Origin of the sequence: Streptomyces sp. NPDC087310 (genome assembly GCF_044744405.1) — a bacterium.
Taxonomy (GTDB): domain Bacteria; phylum Actinomycetota; class Actinomycetes; order Streptomycetales; family Streptomycetaceae; genus Streptomyces.
This window is the reverse complement of record NZ_JBIUYF010000002.1, coordinates 358,822-382,538: the sequence shown is the minus strand read 5'-3', so window position 1 is coordinate 382,538 and position 23,717 is coordinate 358,822. Positions and strand designations below refer to the sequence as shown.

Sequence of the window (23,717 nt, the reverse complement as noted above, 5' to 3'; positions counted from 1 at the left end):
ACAAAAACAAAAATATACCTTAAAAAACTACCCCCCCACACCCGAGCTAAACCCCCCGTACGGCCCCCGGCCGCCCCCCAAAAACCCCGCGGGGGGGGGGGGGCCCCCCCGGCCCCCCCCGCCGCCCCCCAACGCGCTGTCATGGGCGGTAAACAAACGGGAAAGTCCGATTCCGATACGACGCGACACCATCTTCTGCATACCCCTCAAAACTGCCAGAATCGGGAGTTGACTTAACGGCGTACACGGAGGCGGGGGGACCGGGTGGACCAGGGGGATCAGGAGAAGGCGTTCGGTGCGGGCAAGCTGGCCGACCATATGGCGATCGCACTGCTGACGACGGTGTTTCCCCGTACGGCGGTACGCGCCGCGGTCGAGGCGGCGGGCCGGCGCGAGCGACGCCACCGCGCGCTGCCCGCCTGGCTGACGGCCTATCTGTCGATGGCGATGTGGCTGGATCCCCGGGCCGGATACGTCGGGGTGCTGCGCACCGTCCTCGGCGGGCTGCGCTGGGGCGGGCGGGACGCGTACGCGTGCGGGGGCCCGGTGCCCACCGACGGGGCGATCTCCCGGGCGCGGACCCGGCTGGGCAGCGAGCCCCTGAGGCTTCTCTTCGAGGGCACGGCGCGGGCCGCCGCCCTGGCCGGTCCCGACGGCGGGCCAGAGGGCGGGCTGCGCGGGGTCGCCGTCGACAGCACGGTCGTCGACCTGCCGCCCAGCGGGCGCAACCGGGCGGAGTTCGGCACACCGGCCGGCGACGTGCGCCCGCAGGCCCGCCTCGTCGTGCTCGCCGACTGCGCGAGCCTCGCCCTGCTCGGCGCCGCCCTCGACCCCATCGACACCGGTGAACGCCCCCTGCTGGAAGCCCTGTTCGCCCGGGTCGGACCCGGGACGCTGCTGTTCGCCGAGCGCGACGTCCCCACGTACGCGCTGTGTGAACGGGCCGTGGCCGGCGGCGCCCAGATGCTGTGGGGCGTGTCGGGAACTGGCGCCCCGCCGGTCGGGGAACGCCTCCCGGACGGCACGTACCTGGCCGAACTGCGCGGCGCCCGCGCGGACGAACGCCTGCCGGTACGGGTGCTCGACCCCACCTTCCTCGCGCACGGCCACGCCCACGGCCACCGCGACGGCCACGGCGGCGGCGCGACCGGGCCCGCGGCCCTGATCACCACGCTCCTGGATCCCGTACGGGCTCCGGCGCCCTGGCTCGTACGCCGCTACGCCGCCCGGTGGCGGATCGAGGACCTGTGCCGGCCGCTCGGCGCCGACCTCCGCAGGCCCGGAGGCGTCCTGCGGTCGCGTACGCCCGACGGCGTACGCCAGGAACTGTGGGCGCTGCTCTGCGTCTACCAGGCCCTGCGCACCCTGATGCCCCACCCCGAGACCCTTAAGTCATGACCCCGGGGGTGTAGGGGCTGGCCAGGCCGGACGGCGCGTCGATAGCTTCTCACCGGAATTCCCGGGCCTCGGGAATGTTCCCGTCGATCTCCCCGATCCCGGTAATGCGGCGGGTGAGATCCCGGCAGTCCCGACTGTCTCGAAAGCCTCGACTGCCACAGCCTCGACTACCACGAAGAGAAGAAGAGGTGGCCATGAGTTCTTTGGCTGACGCCTTGATCGGCGGCGCGGCGCCCGACAAGATCGAGCGGCTGTCGCTGCCCCGGGAATATCTGGCCACCCATCTCCGCAAGGACGACGCGGACATGTTCCGCGGAGTGGCCGACAAGGACGTACGCAAGTCGCTGCGGCTGGGACCCGTACCGATGCCGGAACTGGCGCCGGACGAGGTGGTCGTCGCCGTCATGGCCAGCTCGATCAATTACAACACCGTGTGGTCGGCGATGTTCGAGCCCATTCCGACCTTCCGTTTTCTGGAGCAGTTCGCCCGGCAGGGCGGCTGGGCCGCCCGGCACGACCAGCCGTACCACGTCGTGGGCTCCGACGGCGCCGGCGTGATCGTACGGGTCGGGTCCGGCGTACGGCGCTGGCGGATCGGCGACCATGTGGTGCTCAGCCCCGCCCATGTGGACGAGCAGGAGGCCGCCACGCACGCCGACGGGATGCTCGGCGCGGAGCAGCGGGCGTGGGGGTTCGAGACCAACTTCGGCGGGCTCGCCGAGTACTCCGTCGTACGGGCCAGCCAACTCGTCCCCAAACCCGCCCACTTGACCTGGGAGGAAGCGGCCTGCAACACCCTGTGCGCCGGTACGGCCTACCGGATGCTCGTCGGGGAGCACGGCGCCAGGATCAAGCAGGGGGACGCCGTGCTGATCTGGGGAGCGGCGGGCGGACTCGGCGCGTACGCCGTGCAGTTCGTCAAGAACGGCGGTGGCATCCCGATCGGCGTGGTCAGCTCGCCTGCCAAGGCGGACGCCGTACGCAGGCTCGGCTGCGACATCGTGATCGAGCGCTCCGAGATCGGTCTCGACGACGATCCGTCGGACGACCCCGCACGGGTGATCGAGACGGGCAAGCGGCTCGGTTCGATCATCCGCGGCCACATCGGGCGCGACCCCGACGTCGTCTTCGAGCATGTCGGGCGCGCCACCTTCGGGATCTCGGTCTTCGTCGTACGGCGCGGCGGCACCGTCGTGACCTGCGGATCGAGCACCGGCTACCACCATGTGTTCGACAACCGCTACCTCTGGATGAAGCTGAAGCGGGTCATCGGCAGCCATATCGCCAACCTCCAGGAGCAGTGGGAGTGCGGCCGACTCATCGACGCGGGACGGGTCGTTCCCACGATGTCCGCGCTCTACCCGCTGGCCGAGGTGGGCGAGGCGACCCGGCTCGTACAGACCAACGCGCACCGGGGGAAGGTCTCCGTCCTGTGCATGGCGCCGGAACCCGGCCTGGGCGTCACCAACCCCGAACTCCGCGCCCGGATCGGCGCGGAACGGCTCAACCCGCTGTGGGAGTACGGCGGTTCCCAGCGGTCCGGCGGTTCCCAGGAGTCCGGCGGGTCCGAGGGGGCCGGCGGGTCCGACGTGCCCGCGGGATCCGAGGCCGCCACCCGCGCGCCGGCAGAGGAGAGGTGAGGGCGATGACACCACGTGCCATCGGGTTCCTGGGCACCGGCTCGTACGTACCCGAGCGTGAGGTGACCAACGACGAGATCGTCGCGAAGGTCCCGGACATCACCGCCGAGTGGATCGAGCGGAAGACGGCGATCCTGTGCCGGCGGTACGCGGCCGAGGACGAGGCCACCTCCGACCTGGCGGCCAGGGCGGCGCTCGACGCGCTGGACCGGGCCGGACTGACCGCCGACGACATCGACTACATCATCCTGTCGACCTCGACCGGCGACTTCCCGCAGCCGCCCACGGCGAGCATCGTCCAGCACCTCATCGGCGCCCACGACGCCGCGTGCTTCGACATCAACGCGGTGTGCGCCGGGTTCGTGTACGGCGTCGAGCTGGCCCGCGGCCTGGTGACCGCCCGCCCCGGCAGCCGCGCGCTGGTGATCGGCGCCGACGTCTACTCCCGCATCCTGGACTTCGACGACCGGCGCACCGCCGTACTGCTGGGCGACGGGGCCGGCGCCGTCGTCGTCGGCGAGGTGGCCGAGGGGTACGGGGTGCTCGAACTCGACCTGAGCACCCACGGCGAGGCGCAGGACCTCATCAAGGTGCACGCGGGCGGCAGCAGGACACCGACCTCCGAGCGGACCCTCGCGGAGGGCGGGCACTTCTTCACCATGCAGGGCCGCGGGGTCCGCGACTTCGTGATGGACCACGTGCCGCCCATGCTGGAGCGGCTGCTGGGCCGCGCCGGGGTCGGCGTCGACGAGATCAACTGCTTCGTACCGCACCAGGCGAACGGCGTACTGCTCGGCGAACTCGTCAAACGGTGCGGACTGACGGGCGCGCACACCCATCTCATCGTAGAGAAGTACGGCAACGTGGGCAGCGCCTCCGTACCGGTGGCCCTGGACGACGCCGTCCGCTCCGGGGAGATCGTCGACGGCGACCTGGTGCTGCTGTCGGCCTTCGGAGGCGGCATGTCCGCGGGCGCCTGCCTGTTGCGCTGGTCGCCCGCCGGGGAGCCGTCATGAGCGGCTTCGAGAGGATCGGCGTCGTCGGATGCGGGCTGATGGGCTCGGGGTTCGCCGAGGTCTGCGCCCGCGCGGGGCTGGGGGTGACGGTCGTGGTCCGCGGCGAGGAAGCCGCCGACCGGGGCAGGGGACGCCTCCTGAACTCCCTCGAACGGGCCCGGCGGAAAGGGCGGATCACCGAGACCGAGCGGGACGACACCCTGGAACGGATCTCGTTCTCCACCGCCCTCAAGGACCTGCGGGACCATGACTTCGTCCTCGAATCGGTCAGCGAACGCCTCAAGGACAAGCTGGAGGTCTTCACCGAGCTGGACGAGATCGTCGAGGACCGGGACGCCGTCCTCGCCTCGAACACGTCCTCGATCCCCATCATGAAACTCGGGCGCGTCACCCGGGACCCGGGCCGGGTGGCCGGGGTGCACTTCTTCAACCCCGTGCCGATGATGCCGCTGGTGGAGCTGATCGGCTCGCTGCGCACCCGGCCGGACACCCTCGACCGCGTGGCGGCCTTCGCCACCGGACCGCTCGGGAAGGAAGTGGTACGGGGCCAGGACCAGCCGGGCTTCGTCGTCAACGCGCTGCTCGTGCCGTACCTCCTGTCGGCCGTCCGGATGCTCGAATCGGGGGCGGCCACGGCCGAGGCGATCGACCGGAGCATGACACTCGGCTGCGGCCACCCCATGGGGCCGCTGGCGCTGATCGACCTGATCGGGCTCGACACGATCGCGTCCATCGGTGAGTCGATGCACGAGGAGCTCAAGGAGCCGCTGTACTCGCCCCCGCCGCTGCTGCTGCGGATGATCGAAGGCGGATTCCTGGGCAAGAAGACCGGCGAGGGCTTCCACTCCTACGCCTGAGGCGGTCCGGCCGGCCCCCGCGTTGCGCCGCACCTCGGACAGGGACGGATCGGCAAGGGCGCGCGTACGAACGGGCAGTGGTCGCCCGGCGTGGTTGCCCCGGCGCACGCGGTGTGTTTCTCTGACGGACGTTCCGGGTCCGACGGGGGAGTGGGAGTTCACCGGTGACCGAGGTGCGGCGCGCGTTCGTCACGACGAACCGGCACGATCCCGGGGAACACCTCGCCCGGCTGGGAGCGGCCCTCCGCCACGGACGCGATCCCTGGACCGTGCTCTGCCTCGCCGAACGGCTGATCAGGGCGGGGCACGGGCCACGGACGCTCGCCGTACTGGAGGAGTGGGAGACGACCGGTCCCGGGACGCCGGGCGGGACCCCGGCCGACACCCCGGCGCGGGACGACCTGCACGCCGTACGCACCCTGATGCGCTGCGACCACCCGGGAATCGACGGCGCCCCGGCCGCACCGGCCCCCGGAGCCTGGGAGGAAGTCCGGGCAGCCCGACCCGCGGTGGCCGCCACCGCGGCACTCGCCGGCGCACTGGCGGGACTGCCCGCGTACGAGATCGCCCCCCGCGCCGAACACGCCCTGGCTGCCATGGAGTTGGGCCGCCGCTCGGCGCCCTCCGCCCTGCTGGCGATCCGGGCGCTGCTCCACGCGGACCGCCTCGCCCCCGCCGCGACCTGGAGTCTGCGGCTGGCCCGCGAGGCCGACCGGGGCAACGCGCCCGCCTGGCAGGCGGAGTTCCTCGTCCTGCTGGCCGTCGCCGAGTACCGGCAGGGCCAACTGCCCTCGGCCAGGGCCCACATCACCTCGGCGCTCGCCGCCGCACCGGCCGGGGAGCACCGGCCGTGGCGGCGGTCCGCGCTGCTGATGAGGAGGGGGATCGACGCGCTGACCGCCGGAGCCGGAGCCGGAACGGCAACCGGAGATGCAACCGGAGCTGGAGCCGATGACGGAGCCGGATCCGATGACGGATCCGGTGACGGAGACGTACATGAGGGCGCGCCGCCGCCGACCAGCCTGCTGTGGGCCGACCAACTCGCTCTCCGGGGGCAGTCGCGGCTGTCACAGGGCAGGAACAGCGCCGCGCTCGCCGACTTCCTGCGCTGCGGGCGCGCCCTGCGCGCATGGGACATCGACCGGCCGACGGTGATCCGCTGGCGGTCGGGCGCCGCCCGCGCCCACGCGGCTCACGCGGCCCACGCCGCACGTAAAGGCAGCGACGGCCGAGACGGCAGTGACGGCCGCGAAGGCCGGGGCCCGGAGCGTGCGCTCGCCCTCGCGCTGGAGGAGGTACGGCTCGCCCGCGCCTGCGCCGCGCCCCGGGCCCTGGGGATCAGTCTCCGCAGGGCCGCGTCCGTCGCCGACGCCCCCTTCCGGCTCGATCTGCTCCAGGAATCCGCCCGGTCGCACGAGATCGCCGGTGCCCGGCTGGAGTGGGCGCGCACCCGGTTCGCCACCGGTACGGAGCTGCTGGCCGCTCAGGACCGCGGCGCGGCGCGGCAAGCGCTGGACGAGGCGTTCCTGGCGGCCAGGGAATGCCGGGCGACGGCGCTGGCGGAGCGGATCCGCGCCACGCTCGGAGCGGCCGGCTGCCAGGATCCGGGGGGCGGAGCGCCCTCCCAGGGTCCGCCGGCCGCCGGGCCGCCGCACCCGCTGACCGCGAGTCAGCGGCGGGTGGCACGGCTGGCGGCGGCGGGCCGCAGCAACCGGCTGATCGCCGAGGAACTGTCGCTCACCGTCGGCACGGTGGAACAGCACCTCACCCGGATCTACCGGAAGCTCGGAATCAGGAACCGGGCGGAACTGACCCGGCTGCCCGCAATGATCTCCTGGCCGTGACCGGCAGACAACGGAACAATGCATTCCGTCGCCCCCGCGCAGGTGAATATCGTGGAGAGGGCGGGTGAGATCGCATTTGGTAACCTGTTTGGAAAATAACCGTCGCGACCGGTTCACATTTGAGAAGACCACTGGTCGGCGGTCTGCGCAGGGCATGGCGGCGCGCCCCGGGATTCGCGTGATTTTTCCCTACAACTAGCCCTCGGCCGGGGCGGAGTCGAAAATTCCTGCGGTGGGCGTGCAAGCATATCGATGCGTGTACCGGTGTGTGCTGTGGAAGGACCATTCGACCTGGGGGGAACGTTGGGGTTAATACGAGTGGCGGTCCATGCGGAAGATCCCATCACGTGCATGGGACTGGTCGGTCCGATCGAGGCGAATCCGCAACTGGCTCTGAGCGAGTCGGAGCCGGGGGTGGAAGCCGACGTCATGGTGGTGGCGGTGGAGACGGTGAATGCCGCCACCATGGACCTGCTGAGAAAGCTGTACAGTACGTCGACCCGCTTTTGTCTTGTGGTGGACAATAGCTGGCACGCCGATTATTCGATGGCGGCCGAATACGGGGTGAGGGCTGTGCTCTGGCGCGCCGACTTCACTCCTGACAGGTTTGTTCATGTGATCCGTCTGGTCAATGAAGGATGGGCAGACTTTCCTTCGTCTTTACAGGGCGGTTTGGTCGATCACGTCCGTCGCGTTCAATGCGACGTGCTCACTCCGAGAGGGCTCACGGCCTCCGGCCTTTCCGCCAGGGAGATCGATGTGCTGCGGCTGGCGGCCGAAGGGCACGCCATCGCCGAGATCTCCCAGGAACTGTCCTACTCGGAACGGACGATCAAGAACATCTTCTACGGCCTGATGAAGCAGCTCAATCTCAGGAATCGGACCCATGTGGTGTCCTACGCCATCAGGGCCGGTCTGATCTGACCTGACCCGATCACGTGACACACGGCTGAATCGCCCGCCCGTACCACTGCGGCGATTCAGCCGTTTCGCCATGCCCGGACACACACGAAGCCCGTAGGGCACGTAAAGGCCGTATGAACACTCCGGAGCCCGGGCCGCGATACATGGGCAACGTTGAGGTACGAACAGGCACTCACCCCCGGCCGAGGTTGCCGCGCCGTCACCGGTGGTGCTTGCCTGAGGGCCCGAACCGGGACCGCCCGTCATGGCGCGCACCGACCGGTCGGCTGCCGAGGGCATCGGCATTCGCACACTCACGATCGGCGTTCACCCAGAACTGTCTGGAGCTGCGATGTCTGAGACACACCTGCCGCACGACGAGGCGATAGCCGTCGTCGGGCTCTCCTGCCGACTGCCCCAGGCCGGCAGCCCCCAGGAGTTCTGGTCGCTGCTCCGCGGGGGAACGAGCGCCATCACGCAGGTTCCGTCCGGACGGTGGAGCACGGCCCGGTACACGGCCGAGGAGCGGAACGAAGGAGAGCGGCGGAACGAAGGAGAGCGGCGGGAGGACGGAGAGCGGCGGGAGGACGGAGAACGGCGGGTAGGAGAGTTCGACCCGGATACGCTCCCCGCCCCCCTGGGTGACGCGCGCTGGGGCGGATTCCTCGACGACGTCGCCGGCTTCGACGCACGCTTCTTCGGTGTCTCGCCCCGCGAGGCCGCCGCCATGGACCCGCAGCAGCGGCTGATGCTGGAGCTGGGCTGGGAGGCGCTGGAGGACGCGGGCCGGATACCCGCCGAGCTGCGCACCAGCAGGACAGGTGTCTTCGTCGGGTCCATCTGGGACGACTACGCCCTCCTCAACGACCGCCACGGCAGGGAGACTTCGGACCACCGGACGCTCACCGGCCTGCACCGCAGCCTCATCGCCAACCGCCTCTCGTACGTTCTCGGCGCGCAGGGCCCGAGCCTCACCGTCGACTCCGGCCAGTCCTCCTCCCTCGTCGCGGTGCATCTCGCCTGCGCCAGCCTGAGGACGGGGGAGTCCACGCTCGCGCTCGTCGGCGGTGTGAACCTCAACCTCGTGGCGGAGAGCGCGTTCACCGTGGCCCGGCTCGGCGCGCTCTCCCCGGACGGCCGGTGCTACACCTTCGACTCCCGCGCCAACGGGTACGTACGGGGCGAAGGCGGCGCCATGGCCGTCCTCAAGCCTCTCTCCCGCGCCCTCGCGGACGGCGACCGCGTCTACTGCGTCATCCGTGGCAGCGCCATGAACAACGACGGCCCGAGCACCACCCTGACCACCCCCAGCGCCGAGGCCCAGAGCGCCGTGCTGCGGAGCGCGTACCGGCGCGCCGGGGTGGACCCCCGTGCGGTGCAGTACGTCGAACTGCACGGCACCGGGACCAAGGTCGGGGACCCCGTCGAGGCGTCCGCCGTCGCCGCCGTGCTCGGCGTGGCGCGGACGGAGAGCGACACACCGGTGCTGCTGGGATCCGCGAAGACCAACGTCGGTCACCTGGAGGGCGCCGCGGGCATCGTCGGATTCCTCAAGACGGCCCTGGCGCTCAGCGAGGGCGAGATACCGCCCACGCTCAACTTCGCCGAGCCCTCCCCGCGGATCCCCCTCGCGGAGTGGAAGCTGCGCATGGCCCAGGAGCTCACGCCCTGGCCGGCCGGGGCGGAGGACGGCCAACGGCTCGCGGGCGTCTCGTCGTTCGGCGTCGGCGGCACCAACTGCCATCTCGTACTCGCCTCGGCGCCGACGCCCCAGGAGCGGGAACGTCGGCCGGAGGAGCCCGACGCCGAGTGGGGCGTGCTCCCGTGGGTGGTGTCGGCGCGGTCCGCGGCCGGGGTGGCCGCGCAGGCCGCCCGCCTGGCGGAGTTCGTGAAGGACCCCGCAGCGTCCGGCGCCGGGCCTGATACGGCGTCACGGATCGCGGACATCGGCCTCTCCCTCGCCACCACACGCTCCGCGTTCGAGCACCGCGCGGTGGTCCTCGGGGAGAACCGGCACGACCTGCTGAGCGCGCTGGACGCCCTCGCCCGCGGCGAGACCGAGGGACCGGCGGCCGGCCAGGTGGTGACCGGGCGGGCCGGCGGCGGACGCACGGTGTTCGTCTTCCCCGGCCAGGGCAGCCAGTGGCCCGGGATGGCCGACGAACTGGGGCGCTCCTCAGCCGCGTTCCGCGCCCGGCTGGAAGCCTGCTCGGAGGCGCTCGCCCCGTACACCGGCTGGTCGGTGCTGGACGTACTGCGCGGCGCCGAGGGCTCGCCGCCGCACGACCGGGTCGACGTGGTGCAGCCTGTGCTCTTCGCCATGATGGTGTCTCTGGCCGCGGCCTGGAGCGCGCTGGGCGTGGAGCCGGACGCGGTGGTCGGCCACTCGCAGGGCGAGATCGCCGCCGCGTACGTGTGCGGCGCGCTCTCGCTGGACGACGCCGCGCGCGTCGTGGCACACCGCGCCGGCGCGGTCGGCGCGCTGAGCGGTTCGGGACGGATGGCGACGGTCCCGCTCTCCGCCGAGGAGGTACGCGCCGACCTGGCCGGGTACGGCGACCGCCTCCGCATCGCCGGGATCAACAGCCCGGCCCGGACGACCGTGTCCGGGGAACCGGCGGCGGTCGAGGAGCTGGTGGCGGCCTACCAGACCCGGCAGGTGCGGGCGCGCGTCATCGAGTCCGTCGACTACGCCTCGCACACCCCACGGGTCGAGCCCGTCCGCGAGGAGCTGCTGACACGGCTCGCGCCGATCGCGCCCCGTACCTCGGACATCCCCTTCTACTCGACGCTGACCGGCGGACTCCTCGACACCGCGGGGCTCGACGCCGACTACTGGTACGCCAACCTGTCCCACGCCGTACGGTTCGAGGACGCCACCCGGGCGCTCTCCGCCGACGGATACACGGTGTTCGTCGAGAGCAGCCCCCACCCGCTGCTGACGTTCAGTGTGGAGGAGACCCTGGGCGACGCGGCGCTCGCGGTCGGCTCGCTCCACCGGGAGCAGTCCGGCCCGACCCGGATGCTGATGTCCCTGGCGCGGGCGTACGCGCACGGCACACCGGTGGACTGGACGTCGTACTGGGCCGGTCGCGGCGCGCGCCGCGTCGCCCTGCCCACCTACGCCTTCCAGCGCGAACGCCACTGGCTGGACACCTCCACCACGGCGGTGGACACCCCGGGCGCCCCGGCCCCGGACACACCGGCGGCCACGGAGGCGCCGCGGCCCGCCGTCGACCGTACGCCCACCGCCCTGCCCGGCCTGGTGCAGGGCGCGATCGCCGCCGTCCTGGGCCATCTGCGGCCCGGATCGGTCGAGTTGGACCGTACGTTCAAGGACCTGGGACTCGACTCCGTGAGCGGGGCCGAACTCGGCCGGCGGCTGTCCACCACCACCGGGCTGAACCTGCCCGCCGGTCTCATCTTCGACTGCCCCACCCCGGAACACGTCATCGCCCACCTGCGCGCCGCACTCGACCCGGCCGCGGACCACCAGGACACCCCCACGCCCGCCGGTGACACCGCCGTACCGGACACCGCCGTACCCGACACCGCTGTACCCGGCACCGCCGTACCGGGCACCGACGAGCCCATCGCCATCGTCGCCATGGGCTGCCGCTACCCGGGGGACGTCCGCACCCCGGAACAGCTCTGGGAGCTGATCGCCGCGGGCGGCGAGGGACTGTCGGACTTCCCCGTCGACCGGGAGTGGGATCTCGACGGGCTCTACCACCCGGACCCCGGCCACGCGGGCACCTCGTACACCCGCAGGGGCGGCTTCCTGCACGACGCCACCCGGTTCGACGCCGGTTTCTTCGGTATCTCGCCGCGCGAGGCGGCCTCCCTCGACCCGCAGCAGCGCCTGCTGCTGGAGGTGGCGTGGGAGACCGTCGAACGCGGCGGAATGGACCCCCGTACCCTGCGCGGCGGCCAGGTCGGTGTGTTCGTCGGCGCGATGGCCCAGGACTACGGGCCACGGATGCACGAGACGTCCGAGGGCACGGAGGGTGGCTTCATCCTGACCGGCACCACGTCCAGTGTGCTGTCCGGTCGGATCGCGTACGTCCTCGGCCTCGAAGGCCCGGCCGTGACGGTGGACACCGCGTGCTCGTCCTCACTGGTGGCGCTGCATCTCGCGAGCCGCGCCCTGCGCTCGGGGGAGTGTGCGATGGCGCTGGCCGGCGGTGTCACGGTGATGTCGACGCCCGGGATCTTCGTCGAGTTCAGCCGCCAGCGCGGGCTCTCGGAGGACGGCCGGTGCAAGGCGTTCGCGGAGGGCGCGGACGGCACCGGATGGGCCGAGGGCGTGGGGCTGGTGCTGCTGGAACGGCTGTCGGACGCGCGGCGCCTGGGCCACCGGGTGCTGGGCGTGGTACGCGGCTCCGCCGTCAACCAGGACGGCGCGTCCAACGGGCTGACGGCGCCCAACGGCCCGTCGCAGCGCCGGGTGATCCGGCAGGCGCTGGCCGACGCCCGTGTACCGGCCTCCGGGGTGGACGTCGTCGAGGCGCACGGCACGGGAACCCGGCTGGGGGACCCGATCGAGGCGCAGGCGCTGCTGGCCACGTACGGGCAGGACCGGCCGGTGGACCGGCCGCTGCTGCTCGGCTCGGTGAAGTCGAACATCGGCCACGCGCAGGCGGCGGCCGGGGTGGCGGGCGTGATCAAAATGGTGCTGGCGATGCGCCACGGCGTCGTCCCGCCCACCCTCCATGTGGACGCCCCGTCCTCCCGGGTCGACTGGGCGGCGGGCGCGGTGGCACTGGCGACGGAGGGCACGGCCTGGCCCACGACGGGCCGCCCGCGCCGCGCCGCCGTCTCCTCCTTCGGCATCAGCGGCACCAACGCGCATCTCGTACTGGAGCAGGCGCCGGACGCGGACCCGCCGACGGCGGATCCCGTGGCGTCGGGCGCCGGGTCCCGTTCCGCCGCCGGTTCCGGTTCCGCCGTCGGCGTCTGGTCCGGGGAGGCGGGACCGGCGACGGCCTGGGTGGTCTCCGGGCGCGACCCGGAGGCGCTGGCCGCGCGGAGCGGCCAACTGGTCTCCTGGGTACGGTCCCGTCCGGACCTGGGCCCGGACAGGAGCCCGGACGCGGATACCGGTACGGATACGGGTACCGGTACAGGCACGGATTCAGGTACCGGTACAGGTACGGGTACGGCTTGCGGCGAGGTGGCGCTCGCCCTGGCGACCGGCCGCTCCCATTTCGAGCACCGGGCGGTGGTCCTCGGCCAGGGCACCGCGAGCCTGACGGACGGGCTGGACGCGCTCGCCACCGGGCGGGGCGCCCCCGGGGTGATCACCGGCGTCGCCGCGGGCACCGGCACCGCCAGGACGGTGTTCGTCTTTCCCGGCCAGGGCCCCCAGTGGACCGGCATGGCGGCCGGACTGCTGCGCGACTCACCGCTCTTCGCCGAGCGGATGGACGCCTGCGCGCGGGCCCTGGAGCCCTACACCGACTGGCAGTTGCTCGACGTGCTCCACCAACGGCCCGGCGCGCCAGGGCTGGACCGTGTCGATGTCGTCCAGCCCGCCCTGTTCGCGGTCATGGTCGGCCTGGCCGCCCTCTGGCGCGCCCACGGCGTCGAACCCGACGCGGTGATCGGGCACTCCCAGGGCGAGATAGCCGCCGCGTACGTCTGCGGCGCCCTCACCCTCGACGACGCCGCCCGCATCGTGGCCCTGCGCTCCAAGTCCCTGGTCCGGGTGGCCGGTACGGGCGGGATGGCCTCCCTGCCGGTCTCCGCCGACCGGGCGCGCGACCTGATCGCCGACCGGGCCGGCCTGCACCTGGCGGCGGTCAACGGCCCGGCCACCACCGTCGTCGCCGGTGACACCGACGCCCTGGCCGGCCTCCTCGCCCACTGCGCGGCCGAGGACATCGACGCGAAGGCGATCCCCGTCGACTACGCCTCCCACACCCCCCATATGGCGGTGCTGCGGGACGAGTTGAGCTCCGCACTGGCCGAGGTGCGTCCCACCGCCGCCGAGGTGCCCTTCTACTCCACCGTCACCGGCGGCCTGCTCGACACCACCGCGCTGACCGGCGCGTACTGGTACGAGAACCTCACCAGCCCGGTGCTCTTCCACTCCACCCTGCGTCAACTGGTCGACGACGGGCACGGCTTGTACGTCGAGACCAGCCCGCACCCCGTGCTGATCCCCAGCATCCAGCACATCCTGCACGCCGCCGGCGCCGACGGCGAAGGCGGCCAAGGCGGCGAAGGCGGCACCGAGGGGCCCGCGGCGGTCGCCGTCGCGAGCCTGCGCCGGGACGCGGGCCGGTGGCCGCAGTTCCTGACCGCCCTGGCCACGGCGTACGCGCACGGCGCACCGGTGGCGTGGCGCGGTGCGCTCACCCGGCCGGGCGACGGCCCCGCGTACCCCTCCGTGACCCCGGACCTGCCCACGTACCCCTTCCAGCGGCAGCGCCACTGGCTCACCTCCGCGCCCGTCCTCACCGACGCGTCCGGGCTCGGGCTCCAGAGCACCGGCCATCCGCTGCTGGCCAGCACCAGCCATCTGCCCGACGGAACCTGGCACGCCACCGGCGTCCTGAGCACCGGCGCCAAGCCCTGGCTGGCCGACCACGCGGTCACCCGCACCCCGCTGCTGCCCGCCACCGCCCATCTCGACCTCGCGCTCCACGCGGGCACCGCCACCGGCTGCCCCGCACTGGAGGAACTCACCCTGCACGTCCCGCTGATGCTCGACGGCGACCGGCCCGTCCATCTGCACATCACCGTGGCACCGCCGGATCAGGACACCGGTACCGAGGGTGGCGTACGGCGGCGCGTCGAGATCCACTCCCGGCCGCAGACCACCGACCCCGGACGGCCCTGGACCCATCACGCCACCGGCACGCTCACCGCCACACCCGCCGCGGCGCCCGTCCAGCACGGGACGGAAGCGGCATCCGGGGCGTGGCCGCCCGCCGGGGCCGAGCCCGTAGCGGTCGACGGCCTCTACCCGCGGCTCGCGGAACGCGGCTACGACTACGGCCCCGCCTTCCGCAACCTGCGGACCGCGTGGCGGCAGGACACCACCCTGTACGCCGACATACGCCTCGGGTCCGACCTGCCCACCGGCGGTTTCGGGATCCATCCCGCGCTGCTGGACTCCGCCCTCCACGCGCTCTTCCTCACCCCCGGGCACGCCGGGGACGCAGGGGACGCAGGGGACGCCCCGAGCGGGATCGAGCTGCCGTTCTCCTGGAGCGGCGTCCACCTGCACGCCACCGACGCCGACACCCTCCGCGTCCACCTCACCCCGACCGGCGACCACACCGTCCGGCTCACGGCGACCGACCCGGCCGGCCGGCCCGTCATCACCGTCGACACCCTCACCCTCCGGCCCCTGGACGCGGGCGGGCTGACCCCCGAACACGACACCCGGCGCTCCCTGTTCCAGCTCGACTGGCATCCGCTGCCCCTGGACGGGCCGCCCCCGACCACAGGGGTACGGCGCCTCGCGCTGCTCGGCGCTCCCGGCCCCGGCGCCGACCCCGGCCCGTACGCGTCCCTCCCCGGGACCGCCGGTGTCACCCTCACCCGCCACGAGGACCTGGCCGGTCTCACGGCCGCGCTCGACGCGGGAGACGCGGGCGACGGGGGGAACCCGGGCGACGCCGGAGACCCGGGCGACCCGGGGGCGCCTGTCCCCGACGTCGTGATCGCCGTCCTGCCCGCGCCCGCGCCCGCCCCGGAGGCGGACGAGGACGGGAACCGGGCGGACCAGGAGCTGCCCGCCCGTACCGCGGCCCGGACCGCCACCGTCCTGCGGCTGCTCCAGGACTGGCTCGCCACACCCCACTACGTGACCAGCACCCTGGTCCTCGTCACCACCCACGCCGTCACCCCCTCGGTCGCCGGGGCCCCGCCCGCCAGCCTGGCCGACGCCGCCGTCTGGGGCCTGGTCCGGTGCGCACAGGCGGAGAACTCCGGCCAGTTCCTCCTGCTCGACACCGACCACCACGCCCTCTCCGCCGAGGCGCTGCCCACCGCGATCGCCGCCGCCCTCGCCGCCGGGGAGACCCAACTAGCCCTGCGCGAAGGACAGATCACCGTGGCCCGGCTCACCCCCGCCACCGCGGGCGGCGCCCTCGTCCCGCCCGCCGGCACCGACCACTGGCACCTGGAGGCATCAGGAAGCGGCGGCACACTCGACCAGGTGGTGCTGGCCGCCTCCGAGGAGCGCGAAGGGCCGCTGGGGCCCGAGGAGATACGGATCGCCGTACGCGCCGCCGGTCTCAACTTCCGTGACGTCATGGTGTCGTTGGGCCTCGTCCCGATCAAGGTGCCGATCGGCGGGGAAGAGGCGGGGATCGTCACCGAGGTCGGCGACCGGGTCACCGGACTGGCCCCGGGGGACCGGGTGATGGGCATGTCCACCGTCGGTGGCATCGGCCCGGTCCGCGTCACCGACCACCGCCTGGTCACCCGTATCCCCGACGACTGGACCTTCACGGAGGCCGCCACCGTCCCCGCGGCCTTCCTCACCGCCTACCACGCCCTGGTCGACCTCGCCCGGATCCGGCCCGGCGACAAGATCCTGATCCACACCGCCACCGGCGGCGTCGGCATGGCCGCCGTCCAGCTCGCCCGGCACTTCGGCGCCGAGATCTACGCCACCGCCGGCCCCACGAAGTGGGACACCCTGCGCGCCCTGGGTCTGGACGACGACCACATCGCCTCCTCGCGCACCCTCGACTTCGAGCAGGACTTCCTCGCCCACGCCCCCGAAGGGCTGGACATCGTCCTCAACTCCCTGGCCCACGAGGCCGTCGACGCGTCGCTGCGGCTGCTCGCCCCCCACGGCCGGTTCATCGAGATGGGCAAGACCGACATCCGCGACGCGGAAGAGGTCACCGCCGCCCACCCCGGCCTCTTCTACCGCGCCTTCGACCTGCTGGACCTCGGCCCCGACCGGATCGGCGCGCTCTTCGCCGACCTCTCCCGCCTCTTCGCCGACCGCACACTCCGGCCCCTGCCCGTCACCACCTGGCCGCTCTCCCAAGCACGCCACGCCCTGCGCCACTTCAGCCTGGCCCGGCACATCGGGAAGATCACCCTCACCCTGCCGCCCGCGCTCGACCCGGCCGGCACCGTACTGATCACCGGAGGCACCGGCACCCTCGGCGGACTCGTGGCCCGCCACCTCGTCACCCACCACGGCGTCCGCCACCTCCTGCTGACCAGCCGCAGCGGCCCGGACGCCGCCGGCGCGGCCGGACTCCGTACCGAACTGACCGGCCTCGGCGCCCATGTCACCGTCGCCGCCTGCGACGCCGCCGACGCGGACGCCCTCGCGGCCCTGCTCGACGGGGTCCCCGCGGACCATCCCCTCACCGCCGTCGTCCACGCGGCGGGCACCCTGGACGACAGCACCCTGGAGAACCTCACACCCCGCCAGGTCGGGACCGTCTTCCGGCCCAAGGTCGACGCCGCCTGGAACCTCCACCGCGCCACCGCCGGGCTCGACCTGGCCGCGTTCGTCCTGTTCTCCTCGGCCGCCGCCACCCTGGGCAGCTCAGGACAGGCCAACTACGCCGCCGCCAACGCCTTTCTCGACGCCCTCGCCACCCACCGGCGCGCCGCCGGGCTGCCCGCCACCTCGCTCGGCTGGGGACTGTGGGAGGAGGCCAGCGGCATGACCGGCCATCTCGACACCGGTCAGCGCCGACGGGTCATCAGCCACGCCGGGATCACCCCGCTGACCACCGCACACGCCCTCGCGCTCCTCGACACCGCACTCCGGCTCGACCAGCCCTTCCTGCTGCCGTCGCCCCTCACCCCGCCCGCCGACCCCGCCGCCCTTCCCGCCCTGCTGCGCGCCCTGCCCGGCGCCCCCACCCGGCGTACGGCGGCGACCACCGGCAACGTCACCTCCGCCAACGGGGACAACAACGGCAACGGCAACGGCAACGGACTGACCGACGAACTGGTCAGGCTCTCGTCCGAGGAGCAACACCACTACCTGCTCGGCCTGGTACGCAGCCACGCCGCCACCGTCCTCGGCCATCCGACCCCCGACACCATCACCCCGGCACACGCCTTCAAGGAGATCGGCTTCGACTCCCTCACCGCCGTCGAACTGCGCAACCGGCTCACCGCCGCGACCCGGCTGCGGCTCTCTCCCACCCTGGTCTTCGACCACCCCACACCCACCGCGCTCGCCACCCATCTGCACACCCGGCTCAGCCCGCGCGCCGCCGACGTCGCACAGAACGTACTCCGGGACATCGACCGCCTCGAAAACGCGCTGTCCGCTCTTTCCACGGACACCGCCAGGAGCGGAGCGATCGGAAAACGCCTCGAAGGTCTGCTGTGGAAATGGCGCGAAACAACGGAGAGCGTCTCGCCGGACGGATCCGACGACGATCTCAGCTCCGCGACGGACGACGAGATATTCGACGTCATCGAGAACGAGTTCGGAATCTCCTGACCTTCAACGTGAGGATGGTCGCTTCTGATGTCGGACGAAGAGAAGCTCCGGGATTATCTGCGCCGTGTGACCGCCGACCTGCGCCGGGCCCGTCAGCGGCTGCGCGAGGTCGAGTCCGACCGGTTCGAACCGGTCGCGATCGTCGGCATGGGCTGCCGCTACCCCGGGGGCGTGGAGTCGCCGGACGACCTGTGGCGGCTGGTCAGCGAGGAACAGGACGTGATCTCCGGCTACCCCACCGACCGCGGCTGGGACCTGGAGACGCTGTACGACCCCGACCCGGACGCCCAGGGAAAGAGCTACGGACGCCAGGGCGGATTCCTCTACGACGCCGGTGATTTCGACGCCGCCTTCTTCAACATCAGTCCGCGCGAGGCCATCGCCACCGACCCGCAGCAACGCCTCGTACTGGAAACCGCCTGGGAAACCCTGGAACGGGCCGGAATCGATCCGACCAGCCTGCGCGCCACATCGACCGGCGTCTTCACGGGAAGCTACGAACACGATTACAGCACCCTGCTCACGGCGCATTCCTCCGCCGAGGTCGAGGGCTACATCCCGACCGGGGGATTCTCCTCGGTGATCTCGGGCCGGGTGGCCTATGCGCTGGGCCTGGAGGGGCCCGCGGTGACCGTGGACACGGCGTGCTCGTCCTCCCTGGTGGCGATGCACCTCGCGTGCCAGGCCCTGCGCGCGGGGGACTGCACCCTCGCCCTGGCGGGCGGCGTCACGATCATGGCGACCCCGACCCCCTTCGTCGCCTTCAGCCGGCAGCGCGGTCTGGCGCGCGACGGCCGGTGCAAGGCATTCGCGGCGGCGGCCGACGGGACGAACTTCTCGGAGGGTGTGGGGCTGGTTCTGCTGGAGCGGCTGTCCGACGCGGAGCGCAACGGGCATGAGGTGCTGGCGGTGATCCGGGGCAGTGCGGTGAATCAGGACGGTGCGTCGAACGGGCTGACCGCACCCAACGGCCCTTCCCAGCAACGGGTGATCGAAAGCGCCCTGGCCCATGCCCGGCTCACCCCCGACCAGGTCGACGCCGTCGAGGCGCACGGTACGGGCACCACGCTGGGCGACCCGATCGAGGCACAGGCGCTGCTCGCCACGTACGGCCAGGACCGCCCGGCGGACCGGCCGCTGTGGCTCGGCTCGCTCAAGTCGAACATGGGCCATACGCAGGCGGCGGCCGGGGTGGCGGGCGTCATCAAGATGGTGCTCGCGATGCGCCACGGTGTCCTGCCGAAAACACTGCATGTCGATGAGCCGAGCCCCCATGTCGACTGGTCGGCGGGCGCGGTCTCCCTGCTGACGGAGGAGCGGGAGTGGCCGGTGGTGGACCGGCCGCGGCGTGCGGCGGTGTCGTCGTTCGGAGTGAGCGGCACGAACGCGCATGTGGTGGTCGAGCAGGCACCGGTGACATCCGCGCCGGAGGCCGCCGCCGGGGATACGGGGCCGGTGCCCTGGGTGGTGTCGGGGGCCACGGCCGCTGGCTTGCGGGCGCAGGCGGAGCGGCTGGAGCGGTACGTACGGGAGCGGCCGACCCTGGGGACAGGCGAGGTGGGGTTGTCGTTGGCGGTGGGGCGTGCGCGGCTTGATCACCGTGCGGTGGTGGTGGGCGCCGGCCGCGAGGAGCTGCTGACGGGCCTGGCCGCCGTGGGACGGGGCGAGCCCGCCCCCGGTGTGGTGACCGCCGAGGGATCTCCGGTGGTCGACGGCGGGCGGGTGGTGTTCGTCTTCCCCGGCCAGGGCTCCCAATGGGAGGGCATGGCACTGGAGTTGGTCGAGTCCTCCGAGGTCTTCCGGAACCGGCTGCTGGAGTGCGAGGAAGCGCTCAGGCCCCTGGTGGGCTGGTCGGTGCTCGACGTGTTACGTGGTGTGCCGGGCGCCCCGGACCTCACACGGGACGACGTGGTGCAGCCGGTGCTCTTCGCCGTGATGGTGTCCCTGGCGGCGCTGTGGCGCTCGGCGGGGGTGGAGCCCGAGGCGGTGATCGGGCACTCCCAGGGCGAGATCGCCGCCGCCTGTGTCGCGGGCGTGCTGTCGCTGGAGGACGCGGCGCGGGTCGTCGCCCTGCGGAGCCGGCTGCTGATGCGGCTGGCGGGCCGCGGCGGACTGGTGTCGGTCGCGCTGCCCGTGGCCGAGGCGGAGGAGAACCTCGCGCGCTGGGGCGGCCGGCTGACCGTGGCGGCCGTCAACGGCCCCTCCGCCGTGGTGATCGCGGGTGACGCGGACGCCCTGCCCGAACTGCTCGCCTGGTGCGCGGAGACCTCCGTACGGGCGCGGCAGATCCCCGTCTCCTTCGCCTCCCACTCCGCACACGTCGAGGAGATCGAGAAGGACCTGCTGGACGTTCTCGCGTCGGTGTCACCGCGTTCGGGTGGGGTGCCGTTCTTTTCGACGGTGACGGGTGGGCTGGTCGACGGTGCTGAGCTGGACGCGGGCTACTGGTATCGGAATCTGCGGGAGCCGGTGCGGTTCGAGCCGGTGGTGCGGTCGTTGATGGAGCGGGGTTTCGACGCGTTCGTCGAGGTCAGCCCGCATCCGGTGATCACCGCCGCCGTGGAGGACATCGCCACAGGCGCGGGGAAGCCGGCCGTGACCGGGGGCACACTGCGCCGGGGCGAGGGCGGCCTGGACCGTTTCCTGCTGTCGGCGGGGCATCTGTCGGTGTGCGGGGTGCGGGTCGAGTGGGGTTCGGTGTTCGCGGGGCGTGGTCTGCGGCCGGTCGAGTTGCCGACGTACGCCTTCCAGCGCGAACGGTACTGGCTGGCCGGCGGTGGCGGCACGGGCGATGTGGCGGCGTACGGACTGACCGCGATGGGCGCCCATCCGCTGCTGGGCGCCGTGGTGGAGCTGCCCGAGTCGGGCGGGGTGGTGGTGAGCGGCCGGCTGTCGGTGCGGGATCATCCCTGGCTGGCCGAACACCGGGTGCTGGGCGAGGTGGTGGTGCCGGGGGCGGCGCTGGTGGAGATGGCCATCCGGGCCGGTGACGAGGCGGGGTGCCCGGACCTGGCGGAGCTCGTCATTCAGGTACCGCTCGTCCTGCCGGAGTCCGGCGCGGTGTTCGTACGGATCACCGTGGGCGACGTCGAGGACGGCGGCAGCAGGCCCCTGACCCTGTACGCGCGGGCCCAGCAGGGCGACGGTCCCTGGACCGCCCATGCCACCGGAGTGCTGACCCGGCCCGACATCGCGCAGGACGAGGCGCTGAAGGAGCTGGACGTGTGGCCTCCGGCGGGCGCGGAGGCGGTCCCGGTGGGCGGTGTGTACGAGGACTTCGCGGCCCGCGGTCTGGAGTACGGCACGGTGTTCCGCGGGCTGGAGGCGGTGTGGCGTCGGGGCGACGAGACCTTCGCCGAGGTGGCCCTGCCCGAGGAGGGGCAGTCCGAAGTCGCCGCGTTCGGTGTGCACCCGGCGCTGCTGGACGCCGTACTGCACACGGTGGTGCTGAGCGAGGCGCTGCCCGGTGTCGAAGCGGGTGTGCCCTGGCTGCCGTTCGTGTGGTCGGGGGTACGGCTGCACGCGGTGGGCGCGGCCCGCGTACGGGTCAGGATCACCGCCGCCGAGGCGGGGGTCCTCCGGGTGGAGGTCGCCGACCCGGCCGGCGGACCGGTGCTCACGGTGGCCGGCCTGACGCTACGTCCCCTGCCCTCCGGCGAGTTGACCGCGCGGGCCCGCCCCCGGGACGACCTGTTCCGACTGGACTGGGTGCCGGTGCCGGTGGCGCCTGCCGCCGGTGCGCCCGGATCCGGCCCGACGGCCCCGGACGGAGGCTGGGTCCTGGTGGGGGAGGACCGCCGCGGTCTGGGACTCACGGCCTTCGCGTCACCGGACGAACTGACGGGCCAGGAACCCGAGGTGGTGGTGTGGTGCGCCCAGGGCGGCGCCGACCCGGAGGGGGCGCGGGCGAGCGCGTGTGCGGCACTGGACACGGTGCAGCGCTGGCTCGCCGAGAAGGCGTGCGCCGACTCCCGGCTCGTGGTGGTGACCTCGGGAGGCGTCGGTGTGGACCCCGGCGAGCCGGTGGACGCGGGCGCCGCAGCGGTCTGGGGCCTGGTGCGCTCCGCGCACTCCGAGAACCCCGGCCGGATCACCCTGCTGGACATCGCCCCGGGCGCCGAACCGACCGTACCCCTGCTGGCCGGGGCGCTGGCGACCGGAGAACCCCAACTCGCCCTGCGCGACGACGGCTTACGGGCACCACGCCTCGCCCGGATGGCGGACGCGCCCACGGAGACCGTCACCCTCGACCCGGCGGGGACCGTACTGGTCACCGGCGGAACGGGCGACCTGGGCGCCCTGGTGGCCCGACATCTCGTGGAGCGGTACGGCGTACGGCACCTGGTGCTGGCGAGCCGGCGCGGCGCGAGCGCCGAGGGAGCCGAGGAGCTACGGGCCGCACTGCACGCCCTCGGCGCGGAGACGGACGTACGGGCCTGTGATGTGACCGACCGGCGGGCGGTGGCGGAGCTGCTGGCGGCCATCCCCGCCGACCGCCCGCTCACCGGTGTGGTGCACTGCGCGGGCGCCCTGGACGACGGGGTCATCCCGGCGCTCGACCCCGAGCGGGTACGGCGGGTGTTCGCCCCGAAGACGGACGCCCTGAGCCATCTCGACGCCCTCACCCGCCACGCCGACCTGGGGATGTTCGCGGTGTTCTCCTCGGCGGCCGGAGTCCTCGGCACCCCGGGGCAGGCCAACTACGCGGCGGCCAACGCCGCGGTCGACGCCCTGGTCACCTCGCGCAGGGCGGCCGGGCTGCCGGGGGTGTCGCTGGCCTGGGGCTGGTGGGGCAAGGGCAGCGGACTGACCGGCGATCTGACCGAGACGGACCGCGAACGGTTCGCGCGCGGTGGCGTCGCCGCCATGACGGCCGACGAGGGGCTGTCGCTGTTCGACGCGGCCCTGGCGCACAACCTGCCGGTGATGGTGCCGGTGAAACTGGACCTCGCCAGGCTGACGGAGACGGCCGGCGCCGGCCCCGGCACGGGCGCCCCGGCGTCGGGCGGGCTGCCCCCGCTGCTCAGCGGCCTGGTCACCGGAGGAACGGCGGCCCGCAGGACCGCGCACACCGGCGCGGCGCAGAGCGGCGCCGACGCCCTGCGCCGCCGCCTCGACGCGCTGCCCGAAGGCGAACAGACGCGGGAACTGGTCGAGTTGGTGACCGGACAGGTCGCCACCGTGCTCGGCCACGCGCGCGCGGCCGGCCTGGAGGTGGGCAAGCCGTTCAGCGCACTCGGCTTCGACTCGCTCACCGCGGTGGAGCTGCGCAACCGGCTCGCGCAGGTCACGGGGTTGCGCCTGCCCGCCACCCTGACCTTCGACCATCCCACCCCGCTCGCCCTCGCCCACCATCTGCGCGGCGAGCTCGTACAGACCGAAGCGGAAACGCTCGACAGGGTGCTGGGGGACCTCGACAAGGTGGCGGACATCCTGTCGCGGCTCGATCCGGACGACGCGGCACGCGCGCGGGTCACGGAGCGGATCAGGGCCCTCCTCGCCCCCTCCGGAGAAGCCCCGGCGGAGACACGCGGGGACGAAGTGACGGAGCAACTCCAACTGTCCTCCACCGAAGAGCTGTTCCAGTTCGTCGACAAGCAATTGGGAGCCTGATC

8 protein-coding genes are annotated in these 23,717 nt (G+C 72.8%); all 8 read left to right on the top strand.

Annotated features, from left to right (window positions below; all coding sequences use genetic code 11):
- Positions 1 to 264: 264 nt before the first annotated feature.
- The 8 genes from ACIO3P_RS07585 to ACIO3P_RS07550 all read left to right on the top strand — a co-directional run bounded on the left by ACIO3P_RS07585 (position 265) and on the right by ACIO3P_RS07550 (position 23,715).
- Positions 265 to 1,398, top strand: a complete 1,134-nt coding sequence (locus ACIO3P_RS07585) for an IS4 family transposase (protein ID WP_401848585.1) — start codon at positions 265 to 267, stop codon at positions 1,396 to 1,398.
- Positions 1,399 to 1,592: 194 nt separating this feature from the next.
- Entirely contained in the window at positions 1,593 to 3,038 is a 1,446-nt protein-coding gene (ccrA, locus tag ACIO3P_RS07580) for a crotonyl-CoA carboxylase/reductase (RefSeq protein ID WP_401848587.1), read from the top strand.
- Positions 3,039 to 3,043: 5 nt separating this feature from the next.
- Complete coding sequence (locus ACIO3P_RS07575; RefSeq protein WP_329827910.1) at positions 3,044 to 4,054, top strand: ketoacyl-ACP synthase III; 1,011 nt, start codon at positions 3,044 to 3,046, stop codon at positions 4,052 to 4,054.
- Complete coding sequence (locus ACIO3P_RS07570; RefSeq protein WP_329827909.1) at positions 4,051 to 4,911, top strand: 3-hydroxybutyryl-CoA dehydrogenase; 861 nt, start codon at positions 4,051 to 4,053, stop codon at positions 4,909 to 4,911. Before ACIO3P_RS07575 ends, ACIO3P_RS07570 begins: the two co-directional genes overlap by 4 nt.
- Positions 4,912 to 5,075: 164 nt before the next feature.
- The gene (locus ACIO3P_RS07565; protein WP_401848590.1) at positions 5,076 to 6,755 is read left to right on the top strand and encodes a LuxR C-terminal-related transcriptional regulator; all 1,680 of its coding nucleotides are present in this window, start codon (positions 5,076 to 5,078) and stop codon (positions 6,753 to 6,755) included.
- Between the two features lie 351 nt (positions 6,756 to 7,106).
- Positions 7,107 to 7,679 carry a response regulator transcription factor gene (locus tag ACIO3P_RS07560; protein ID WP_329827907.1) on the top strand — a complete coding sequence of 191 codons (573 nt, stop codon included), beginning with the start codon at positions 7,107 to 7,109 and terminating at the stop codon, positions 7,677 to 7,679.
- Between the two features lie 331 nt (positions 7,680 to 8,010).
- Positions 8,011 to 18,102, top strand: coding sequence for a type I polyketide synthase (locus ACIO3P_RS07555; RefSeq protein WP_401848592.1), 10,092 nt, complete (start codon positions 8,011 to 8,013; stop codon positions 18,100 to 18,102).
- A gap of 27 nt (positions 18,103 to 18,129) precedes the next feature.
- Complete coding sequence (locus ACIO3P_RS07550; protein ID WP_401848593.1) at positions 18,130 to 23,715, top strand: SDR family NAD(P)-dependent oxidoreductase; 5,586 nt, start codon at positions 18,130 to 18,132, stop codon at positions 23,713 to 23,715.
- Positions 23,716 to 23,717: the final 2 nt, after the last annotated feature.